Source organism: Phenylobacterium sp. (genome assembly GCF_036963605.1).
Lineage (GTDB): Bacteria > Pseudomonadota > Alphaproteobacteria > Caulobacterales > Caulobacteraceae > Phenylobacterium.
The window spans coordinates 1-10,737 of sequence record NZ_JBALUY010000096.1; the positions used below are offsets into that span (position 1 = coordinate 1).

Annotated in this window: 9 protein-coding genes; 6 read left to right on the plus strand and 3 right to left on the minus strand. The window is 67.3% G+C overall.

Features of this window, described 5'->3' with window-relative positions:
• Window positions 1–571: aldehyde dehydrogenase family protein (locus V7702_RS15045; RefSeq protein WP_335650902.1), on the minus strand; the 571-nt coding region annotated here is incomplete at its 3' end.
• A 150-nt stretch (window positions 572–721) separates the two neighbouring features.
• On the opposite strand from V7702_RS15045, the gene V7702_RS15050 reads away from it, so the two are divergent.
• Together V7702_RS15050 and V7702_RS15055 are read left to right on the plus strand one after the other, a co-directional pair.
• Window positions 722–2,536, plus strand: a complete 1,815-nt coding sequence (locus tag V7702_RS15050; RefSeq protein WP_335650903.1) for a M2 family metallopeptidase — start codon at window positions 722–724, stop codon at window positions 2,534–2,536.
• A 155-nt stretch (window positions 2,537–2,691) separates the two neighbouring features.
• Entirely contained in the window at window positions 2,692–4,248 is a 1,557-nt protein-coding gene (locus V7702_RS15055) for a pilus assembly protein (protein WP_335650904.1), read from the plus strand.
• 74 nt (window positions 4,249–4,322) lie between these two features.
• Here the strand turns inward: V7702_RS15055 and V7702_RS15060 are convergent, their stop codons facing one another.
• On the minus strand, window positions 4,323–6,791 hold the full coding sequence (locus V7702_RS15060) for an ATP-binding protein (RefSeq protein ID WP_335650905.1): 2,469 nt from the start codon (window positions 6,789–6,791) through the stop codon (window positions 4,323–4,325).
• An 88-nt stretch (window positions 6,792–6,879) separates the two neighbouring features.
• Entirely contained in the window at window positions 6,880–7,815 is a 936-nt protein-coding gene (locus tag V7702_RS15065) for an isopenicillin N synthase family dioxygenase (protein WP_335650906.1), read from the minus strand.
• Window positions 7,816–7,926: 111 nt separating this feature from the next.
• Here V7702_RS15065 and V7702_RS15070 point away from each other — a divergent pair, with 111 nt between their 5' ends.
• From V7702_RS15070 to msrA, 4 genes are all read left to right on the plus strand, one after another.
• Complete coding sequence (locus V7702_RS15070; protein ID WP_335650907.1) at window positions 7,927–8,604, plus strand: OmpA family protein; 678 nt, start codon at window positions 7,927–7,929, stop codon at window positions 8,602–8,604.
• Between the two features lie 104 nt (window positions 8,605–8,708).
• Window positions 8,709–9,443, plus strand: coding sequence for a CoA transferase subunit A (locus V7702_RS15075; protein ID WP_335650908.1), 735 nt, complete (start codon window positions 8,709–8,711; stop codon window positions 9,441–9,443).
• A complete protein-coding gene (locus V7702_RS15080) occupies window positions 9,443–10,087 on the plus strand; it encodes a 3-oxoacid CoA-transferase subunit B (RefSeq protein WP_335650909.1) in 645 nt (214 codons plus the stop codon). Before V7702_RS15075 ends, V7702_RS15080 begins: the two co-directional genes overlap by 1 nt.
• A gap of 56 nt (window positions 10,088–10,143) precedes the next feature.
• The gene (gene msrA, locus V7702_RS15085; RefSeq protein WP_335650910.1) at window positions 10,144–10,734 is read left to right on the plus strand and encodes a peptide-methionine (S)-S-oxide reductase MsrA; all 591 of its coding nucleotides are present in this window, start codon (window positions 10,144–10,146) and stop codon (window positions 10,732–10,734) included.
• Window positions 10,735–10,737: the final 3 nt, after the last annotated feature.

The window sequence follows — 10,737 nt, forward strand, 5'->3', positions numbered from 1 at the left end:
AGGCGGGCTTCAGCACCACCGTACAACCCGCGCAGAAGGCGGCGGCCACCTTGCGGGTGATCATGGCGGCGGGGAAGTTCCACGGCGTGATCGCCGCCACCGGGCCCACGGGCTCGCGGAAGGCCAGGATCAGGTCCTCGTCCTTGGCGCTCTCGATGGCGCGGCCGTCCAGGCGCTCGGCCAGGCCGGCGAACCAGGTGATGAAGGAGTTGGCGTAGCGGACCTCGCCCAGGGCCTCTTTCCAGGGCTTGCCGTTCTCGAGCGAGATCAGGGCGGCCAGGCCCTCCTCGTTGGCGGTCACCAGTTCGGCCCAGCGGCTGAGGATGTCGCCCCGGGCCTTACCCTTGCGGGCGGCCCAGTCGGGGAAGGCGCGGGCGGCGGCCTCGATCGCCGTCTCCACCTCTTCGCCAGACAGGCTGGGCACAGAGCCCAGGCGCGTTTCTTCGGAGGGGTCCTCCACGACGATGGGCTCGCCGGAGCCTGCGATCCAGCGGCCATCGACCAGGGCCTGTTCGATGATGAGGTCGGCGCCCAGCTTGGCGAGGGCCTGTGGGGATGCCTGTCCGGACATGGGGTCTCCTTCGATCTGGTCGGGCGGGGTGCTGGTCAAACGCGCGAGGCGCTGGCCGGCGCCCGCGGCTTGACGCCGCCAGCGGCGGGGGCTTGCATCGGCGCCAATCCGCGCGCCCGCGTCGCGCGCGTCTCAAGGAAGCATTGTCGCATGAAATCCCAACTCCTGGCGGCCACGGCGGTCGCCCTGATCGGGCTCGGCGCGCTTGGCGTAGCCCAGGCTCAGCCCTCGGCCCAGAAACCCACGCCGGCCCAAGCCAAGACCTTCATCGAAGAAGCCGAGGCGCAGCTGGAGGCGCTCAGCCTCTATGTGGCCAAGTCCGCCTGGGTGCGGGCCACCTACATCACCGAGGACACCCAGTGGCTGGAAGCCAAGGCGGTGGGCGAGGAAAAGGAGCTGGCCACCCAGCTGGCCATGCAGGCGGCCCGCTATGACGGGGTCGAGGTCGATCCGGTCACGGCCCGCAAGCTGAAGCTGCTGAAGCTCTACCTCACCCTGCCCGCCCCGGACCGGGCCGGCGCCGCGGCCGAGCTGGCTCGCCTGGAGTCCCGGCTGGACTCCACCTATTCCACCGGAAAGTTCAGCCACAAGGGCGCGACGATCACCCTCAACGACGCCGAGGAGATCATGCGGGAGTCCCGCGATCCGGCCGAGCTGAAGGCGGTCTGGGAGGGCTGGCGCACGGTGTCGCCGCCCATGCGGGATGACTATGCGCAGCTGGTCGCCCTGGCCAATGAAGGGTCGGAGGGCCTGGGCTACAAGGACGCCGGCGCGCTCTGGCGTGACAAGTACGACATGAATCCCGACGCCTTCGCCGGCGAGGCCGATCGCCTCTGGAGCCAGGTCGAGCCCTTCTACAAGAACCTGCACTGCTATGTGCGGGCCCGGCTGAACGATCGCTATGGCGACGCCGTGCAGCCCCGCACCGGCCCGATCCGCGCCGACCTGACCGGCAACATGTGGGCGCAGAGCTGGGGCAATATCTACGACGTGGTCGCCCCGGCCGATGTCCGTTCCAGCTACGACCTGGACGAACTGCTGGTGAAGGCGGGCTACGACCCGACCCGCATGGTCAAGACCGGCGAGGCCTTCTACTCGTCGCTGGGCCTCGCGCAGCTGCCGCAGACCTTCTGGGAGCGGTCGATGATCACCAGGCCGGAGGATCGCGAGGTGGTGTGTCACGCCTCGGCCTGGAACCTGGACGGCAAGGACGACATCCGGATCAAGATGTGCACCCGGGTGAACGGCGAGGACTTCTTCACCGTTCACCATGAACTGGGCCACAACTATTACCAGCGGGCCTATGCCGATCAGCCCTATCTGTTCAAGGGCGGGGCCAATGACGGCTTCCACGAGGCGATCGGCGATTTCGCCGCGCTTTCCTCCCTGACGCCGACCTACCTGCAGCAGATCGGCCTGCTGGAAACCGCGCCCGGCGAAGCGGAGGACATCCCGTTCCTGCTCAAGACCGCCCTGGACAAGATCGCCTTCCTGCCGTTCGGCCTGATGGTCGACAAGTGGCGCTGGCAGGTATTCTCAGGCGAGGTCACGCCGGAAACCTATAACGACGCGTGGTGGGCGCTGCGGACCCAGTACCAGGGGATCACGCCGCCGGGGGACCGGCCGGCTGACGCCTTCGATCCGGGGGCCAAGTACCACATCCCTGGAAACACGCCGTACATGCGGTACTTCCTGGCCCACATCTATCAGTTCCAGTTCCACCAGGCCGCCTGCGCCCAGGCCGGCTGGCAGGGACCGCTGCATCGCTGCTCGGTCTATGATCAGGCCGAGATGGGGGCGAAGTTCAACACCATGATGGAGATGGGCCAGTCCAGGCCCTGGCCGGACGCGCTGGAAGCCTTCACCGGCCAGCGCCAGACCGACGCCAGCGCCGTGGCGGCCTATTTCGCGCCACTGAACACCTGGCTGACGGAACAGAACCGGGGCGAACAGTGCGGTTGGTGAGGGCCCCGCCGCCCATCTCCTGAGGGCGTCCGCCGCCCGGGCCGCAGGGCCTGGGCGGTCGTCTTTCGTTTACCGTCTTGTGCGGAGGGTTCGTTTACCCTGACGCGCCATCATGCCTGCTCGACACCCATTAGAGAACCGAGCGGGGCGCAGACGTGCGAACCTCTATCCTCAAGGGCCTGACCGCCCGCCTGAAATCCGGAGCCCGCGACGAGAGCGGGGCTGCGGCGATCATTTTCGCCGTGGCGCTGGTGTTGCTGGCGCCCCTGACGCTCGGTGTCTTCGACCTCTACATCGCCGCCAACCAGAAGCAGAAGCTGCAGGACGCCCTCGACGCCGCAGCCCTCTATGCGGCGCGCTCCTCGGCCCAGACCGAGAAGGAGATCAACGAGATCGGCCAGCGGGCGCTGCAGGCCAACCTGTCGTCTTTCCCGGGCTCGGCCCTGATCACCTCCAGCTTCGTGCTCGACGGCCCCAAGGTCGTGGGCTCAGCGGAGATGACCCCCATGGCCGTGTCCGCGGGCTTCTTCGAGCATAGCAACGTCAAGGCCGGGGCCGAGGTCCTGCGGGCCATGGACCGGCTGGAAGTGGCCCTGGTGCTCGACAACACCGGCTCGATGTCGGGGACCAAGCTCTCGACCCTGAAGACCGCCGCCAAGGATCTGGTGGACAAGCTCGAGGCCGCCGGTGCGCGCAGCACGGCCGAAGATCCGATCCAGATTTCCCTGGTGCCGTTCTCCAGCACCATCCGCGTGGCGGAAAACGTCAGCGTCAAGAATTACAACACCTCGACCCGGACCGGCCCGGGCATTCCTAACTGGCTGGACAGCCGCGCGCGGGGTCATAGCGCCAAGGGCGTCGACATCTTCACCACCAGCAACACTGACCGCTTCGCCGTCCTGAAGTCGATGAAGGGCGGACAGGTCTGGGGGGGCTGCGTCGAAAGCCGGCGCCAGCCGTTCGACGTGCAGGACACAGCCCCCTACGCGTCCAATGTCGACAGCTATTTCGTCCCCTATTTCGCACCGGATGAGCCGGACAATGGCTCGTGGTGGAACTCCTACGACAATAATTATCTCGATGATAAGACTTCCGGCGCCAGCCGGGAGCGCCAAGGAAACGTCAGTAAATACAACAATCAGAAGCCCAGTAGTGGCGGCCCCAACGCCGGCTGCGACCTGGAGCCGATCGTGCCGCTCACCACCAACATGACCGCACTGAAGAGCGCGATCGACTCCATGAAGGCGGTAGGCGAAACGAACATCCCCATGGGCCTGGTCTGGGGCTGGCATACGCTGTCGCCCAACGCGCCCCTGGCCGACGGCGTGGCCTATGGGACCAAGAACCACCGGAAGATCATCATCCTGATGACGGATGGCGACAATGTGAATAGCTCGAAGAGCAACGACAACGGCTCAACCTACAGCGGCCTAGGCTACATCTGGCAGGACCTGCTCGGGATCACCTCTGGGTCGTCCAGCTATCGAGGCGACAAGATGGACGATCGCCTGCGCCTGCTGTGTCAGAACATCAAGGCCAAGGACATCGTGCTCTATACGGTGCGGGTCGAGGTGAAGACCGGCTCCAGTGAGCTTTTGAAGACCTGCGCCACCGACTCCGAGAAGTTCTTCGACGTCCAGAATGTCTCCCAGCTCGGCGCGGCCTTCGACGCCATCGCCGGCTCCATCGACAACCTGCGGCTCACCAAATAGGGGCTGAAGGCGGCCGCCTGGCGGGCGGTCGCAGGCTTTCCGTCCTGAGCCTTGACCCGGTCAGTCCAGGGCAGTCAGCCCTGGGCGGCGGTCGGCCTGGTCGGCGCTGCAGGCTCGCGACGCAATCCCGACCAGACTTCATCCACGGCGGCCAGCAGGCGTTCGGCCGTGACCGGCTTGGTCACATGGCCGTCGGCGCCGGCGGCGGCCGAGGCTTGGCCATGCTCGGGCATGGCGTTGGCCGTGAGGGTGAGGATGTGGGTGCGCCCGCGCCCTTCCACCAGCTCACGGCGGCGGATCTCGGCGATGGCGGTCAGGCCGTCCATGACCGGCATCTGCATGTCCATCAGCAACAGGTCATAGGCGCCCGCGGCCCAGGCCTCCAGCGCCTGGGCGCCATCCTCGACGCAGGTCAGGTCCACCCCGGCCGCGCCGAGGATCAGTTCCACCACCCGGCGATTGGTGGGATGGTCCTCGGCCAGCAGGACGCGCATGCCCTCCAGGGGCGGCGCGTCGGCCGCTTCCGGTGCGCTGGCGTCCCACATCTCGACACCGCCGACGCAGCGGGGCAGGTCGAGGGCCAGGGTGAAGGTGGCGCCCTGGCCGTGCTGGGACACCGCGCTCAGCGCCCCGCCCATGGCCTCGGCCAGAGAGCGGGATATGGCCAGGCCAAGCCCAGTGCCGCCGAAGCGGCGGGTGATCGATCCGTCGGCCTGTTCGAAGCGGCTGAACAATCGCCGCCGCGTCGCCTCGTCAAAGCCAATGCCGGTGTCGGCCACCCGAAACAGCAGTCGCGAGACGGTTTCCCCACGCTCGGCGCTCACCGTCAGGCGCACCCCGCCCTGGCTGGTGAACTTCACCGCATTGCCAAGCAGGTTGGACAGGATCTGGCGCAGGCGTGCGGCGTCGCCCTCATAGGCCCCGCAGGCCTCCGGTGCGATCGACACCTGGAAGTCGAGCCCTTTGGCCGCCGCGCTCGGGGCGAAAAGGGCGGCGCAGGCGTCGACCGAGGCGGCCAGATCGAAGGGTTCGGGGCGGAGCTCCAGGCGACCGGCTTCGATCCGGGCCAGGTCGAGGATGTCGCTCAGCAGCGCCTCCAGGGTCTGGGCGGAGGTTTCGATCAGCCGAACCATCTCGGCCTGCCGGGGCGCCAAGTCGGTTCGAGCCAGGGCGCCGGCCACGCCCATGACGCCGTTCAGGGGGGTGCGAATCTCATGGCTCATATTGGCCAGGAACTCGCTCTTGGCGCGGTTGGCGGCCTCGGCCTCCTCCTTGGCCTGCAGCAGCTCCAGTTCGGACTGGCGTTGCTGGTCCACATCCCGCATGACGCCGACGATCCGCTCGATACGGCCCTTTTCGGACTTGAAGGCCTTGGCCGCCGCAGTGGTCCAGCGCGGCTCGCCCTCGCCGGGCGGCATCAGCCGATAGGTTTCGTGGAACGCGGCGCCGTCTTGAATATGGCGCTCCCATGCCTCCATCAGGCGAGGACGGTCTTTCGGATGAACGGCGTCCCAGATGTGACGGCTCACCTTCTCAAATGTGGCGCCAGCGTGGACCGAACGGGCCCCGGCCGCCGTCAAGGTGCCGCGGCGATAGTCCATCTCCCACATCTGCAACTCGCCGATCTCCAGGGCGAACTTCAGGCGTTCTTCGGAACTGCGGGCCTCATCCAGGGCCGCGACGGAGTCGGTGATGTCCACCGACATGATCAGCAGGCCAGCGACAGTTCCGCTTGTCTCCCGCCAGGGGGCGATCTCCACCCGCAGCCAACGGGGGCCGCCGCGCCGCTGCACCATCACACGGTCATAGTGGGCCGGCTCGCCCTTGAGGCACTGCTCATAGGCCGGGCGCCAACGGGCGGCGCCCGGATTCACGTCGTAGAGAATCTGCCCAATGGGGTCTGGGATCTCGCGTTCCTGGCGCCAGAGCGGACTGGCCTGCACCACGCGCATGTGGGTGTCGGTGAGGCACAGGGCCACCGGCGCGCTCTCCACGAAGGCGGCCATCAGGGTATGGGCCGCATCGACCCGCATCTGCGCCTGGGCGAGGTCCGAGACCGCCTGGTGACGGCTGCACTCGAGGGCGGCGATGGCGGCGAGGTCGCGAAGGGACTCCGCCAGGCTGTCGTCGAACGCCCGGGGCTCAGGGCCGGCGACGACTACGGCGCCCAGACCCATGCCGTTGGGGAGGACGATCGGCGCGCCCGCGAAGAAGCGCACTCCCGGATCGCCGGCCACATAGGGATGCTGAGCCAGGATGGGGTCGAGCCGGGCGTCGGCGGCCCAAAGGACATCCTGCGCCTGGGCGGCGAGGCCGGCGAACGAGGTGTCTATATCGATCTGTCGGGTGAAGTCGGCGTCAGCGCTGGCGTGCCAGGTGCGGTCGCCATCGATCAGGATCACATCGCCCAGGCCGCCGCCCATGATCGAGCGGGCCAGCTTGCCGATCCGTTCGAAGGTCGGCTTGAGCGCCGCCAGGTCCAGCGCGCCCATGACGGCGATCCGGCGGGCCTTGGCCTGGAGAGCGGCGGGATATTCGACCATGGCCGCGTGAATCTGCCTTTTGCGTTGTCGGCCAGCCTCGCTCGGGCAGGGTTAAATTTTTGTGGCCGGGCGTCAATTTCCTGCAGGTCTACAGCAGTTTTATCTCGCGCAGGCGCTGCTGAAGATAGCCGTCGGCGGTGAGAGGCTCGGGATAGCGGTCGGGATGGGCCGCATCGATGCAGGTGGGCAGGGTCCGGATTTCATAGTCCGGGTTGAAATGCAGAAAGAAGGGCGTCGAATAGCGCGCGACGCCCCGCCGCTCGGGCGCAGGATTGACCACACGGTGAGTTGTGGACGGTAGCCGGTGGTTGGTCAGCCGCTGCAGCATGTCGCCGATATTGCACACCAGGGCGCCCGGCGGCGGGTTGATCGCCAGCCAGCTGCCGTCGCGCCGCAGCACCTCCAGGCCAGCCTCCTCGGCGCCCAGCAGCAGGGTGATCACATTGATGTCTTCATGGGCGGCGGCGCGAATATGCGGACCGTCTCCGGCGGTAGGGGGATAGTGAAGCAGGCGCAGCACCGAATTGCCGTCGTTCACCGTCGGCTCGAAGAAGCCGCGATCCAGGCCGAGATAGACGGCCAGGGCCTCCAGCACCTTCTGGCCCATGGCGTCCAGGGCGCCATAGAGCCAGGCGACGTCGGCGTGGAAATCCGGAACCTCATCGGGCCAGACATTGGGCGGCATGACGCCGGCATAGGGATGACCCGCCGGCAGGTCGCGGCCCATGTGCCAAAATTCCTTGAGGTCATGGTGGGCCTCGCCCTTGGCGGTCTCGACTCCGAACGGGGTGTAGCCCCGCTGACCGCCCTGGCCGACCACATAGGCGCGCTTGGCGGCCTCCGGCAGGGCGAAGAAGGCCTTGGCCGAACCGAGGGCGGCGTCGATGCGGTCCTGGTCCAGCCGATGGTCGCTGATCACGGCGAAGCCATAGCGGGTGAAGGACTCACCGAGGGTCCGGGCGAAGCCATCGAAATCCGTCTCATAGGCCGCGAAGGAAACCGGCAGGATGGAGTCAGAGGTCAAAGGCGGCCTTCTCGCGGGACTGGAGAGCAGGGGGTCTTAAATCGGCCATAACGGAACTTCGTAAGGAGGCCTAGCGTTGCCGTAGTCATAACAATTCATCGGAGACACCCCATGCGTCACCTGACCGCAGCCTCAGTGGGCCTTATCGGCGCCTTCGCCCTGGCCGCCTGTACCACGACTGATCCCTATACCGGCCAGCAGGTCCGCAACAACACCGGCACCGGCGCCCTGGCCGGCGCGCTGGGCGGGGCCGCGCTCGGCTACCTGACCAACACCAACAAGAGCTCCGAGGGCCGCAAGAACGCCCTGATCGGCGCGGGCGTCGGCGCTCTGGCCGGGGCCGCGGCCGGCAACTACATGGACCGCCAACAAGCCGAACTGCGGCAGCAGCTGGCCGGCACCGGCGTCGACGTGATCCGTCAGGGCGACAATATCATCCTGAACATGCCGAGCGACGTCACCTTCGCTGTCGATCAGTCCGACATCCAGGCGCGTTTCTATCCTGTGCTGGACGATGTCTCCCGCACCCTGAACGCCTATCCCCAGACCCTGGTCGACGTGGTTGGCCACGCCGATTCCACCGGCGCCGACGCCTATAACCAGGCCCTGTCCGAACGCCGGGCCGGCTCGGTGGCGGGTTACCTCGTCAACCGCGGCCAGGTGAACCCCGACCGCCTCTACGTGGCCGGCCGCGGCGAGATGGAGCCCCGGGCCTCCAATGCGACGCCTGAGGGCCGCGCCCAGAACCGCCGGGTGGAAATCATCCTGCGTCCTCTGACCAACGGCTGATAGCGATCGGCTAAGTCCTGTGGGCGGCCCCTGGCTTCGCAGCCAGGCGGCCGCCCGCGTTCCTTGCAGTTCCCAACTATTGCGCCGCGGCGTAAAAGGGGGCCATGGCAGACAAGGTTCGCAAAGACGCCGTCCAGGCCCTCGACGGGCTCCTGTTCGACGGCATGACCATCATGGCCGGGGGCTTTGGCCTCTGCGGCATTCCGGAAAATCTGATCGCAGCGATCCGCGCCCATGGGGTGAAGGACCTGACGGTGATCTCCAACAATTGCGGGATCGACGGCTTCGGCCTCGGCGTGCTGCTGGAGAACCGGCAGATCAAGAAGATGATCAGCTCCTATGTGGGGGAGAACAAGCTGTTCGAGCAGCTCTATCTCTCCGGCGAACTGGAGCTTGAATTCAATCCGCAGGGCACCCTGGCCGAACGCATCCGCGCCGGCGGGGCGGGCATCCCGGCTTTCTTCACCAGGACCGGCGTCGGCACCCTGGTGGCCGAGGGCAAGGAGGTGCGCGAGTTCGACGGCGAGCTCTATGTGATGGAGCGCGGCCTGACCGCCGACCTAGCCATCATCAAGGCCGATGTGGGCGACGCCGCCGGCAATCTGGTCTTCCGCAAGACCGCCCGGAACTTCAATCCGATGATGGCCACGGCCGGCGCCAAGACGGTGGTCGAGGTGGAGCGCCTGGTGGCGCCCGGCGAGCTGGACAAGGACCACATCCACACGCCCGGCGTCTATGTGGACGCCATCTTCCAGGGCGCGGCCTTCGAGAAACGCATCGAACGGGTGACCACGCGGTCGCGGGCCGTCGAGGGCGCCGGCGCCGGAGAGGAAGTCTGATGGCCTGGACGAGGGACCAGATGGCCGCCCGGGCGGCCCGTGAACTTCAGGACGGCTTCTATGTGAACCTGGGCATCGGCATCCCGACCCTGGTGGCCAACTACATCCCGGCCGGCGTCGAGGTGACCCTGCAAAGCGAGAACGGCATGCTGGGCATGGGCCCCTTTCCCTATGAGGGGGAGGAGGACGCCGACCTGATCAACGCCGGCAAGCAGACGATCACCGAGCTCGACTCCTCGTCCTATTTCTCGTCGGCCGACAGCTTCGCCATGATCCGTGGCGGCCATATCGACCTGTCCATCCTGGGCGCCATGCAGGTGGCCGCCAATGGCGACCTGGCCAACTGGATGGTGCCGGGAAAGATGGTCAAGGGCATGGGCGGCGCCATGGACCTGGTGGCCGGGGTCAAGCGCGTGGTCATCGTGATGGAGCACACGGAGAAATCCGGCGCGCCCAAGCTGGTCAAGGCCTGCTCCCTGCCGCTCACCGGCCAGTCGGTGGTGGACCTGGTGGTCACCGACCTCGCCGTTTTCGAGGTGAATCGCGGCCGCGCGCGCCTGCGCCTCGTCGAACTCGCTGACGGAGTCAGCCTGGATGAGGTCCAGGCCAAGACCGAGGCGTCTTTCGAGGTGGCTGCTACGTAAGGTCATCGGGGGGCGTGACGGAGACGGCTGTGGCCGGAATGAAGGACGCATCGATGATGAAGACTCACACGCTCGCCGCCATGGTCCTCGCCCCGCTGGCGCTGGCCAGCGCCTCGGCGGCGCCGGCCCAGGCGCCTGCAGGGAGCGCCACGGCCGTGTTCGCCGGCGGCTGCTTCTGGTCGGTGGAGCACGAACTGGAGCAGATCCCCGGCGTGGTCGACGTGGTGGTCGGCTATGCGGGCGGCGCCAGGGCCAACCCCACCTACCGCAACCATGACGGCCACCTGGAGGCGGTGCGGGTCACCTATGATCCCGCGCGGCTCAGCTATGAGCAGCTGACCTCAGGTTTCTTCCGTCGCATCGATCCCACCGATCCCGACGGCCAGATCTGCGACCAGGGGCCGTCCTATCGCACGGCCGTCTTCTATGCGACGGGCGCCGAGCGTGACGCCGCTCAGAAGGTGAAGGCCCAGGTGGCCAAGGCCCTGGGCGAGCCGGTGGCGACCGAGATTCGCCCGGCCGCGCGGTTCTGGATGGGGGAGGCCTATCACCAGGACTTCGCCGAGAAGAACCCGGCGCGTTACCAGGCCTATAAGGTCGGCTGCGGGCGGGAGCGGGCGCTCAAGGCGGTGTGGGCAGGCCGGTGACCG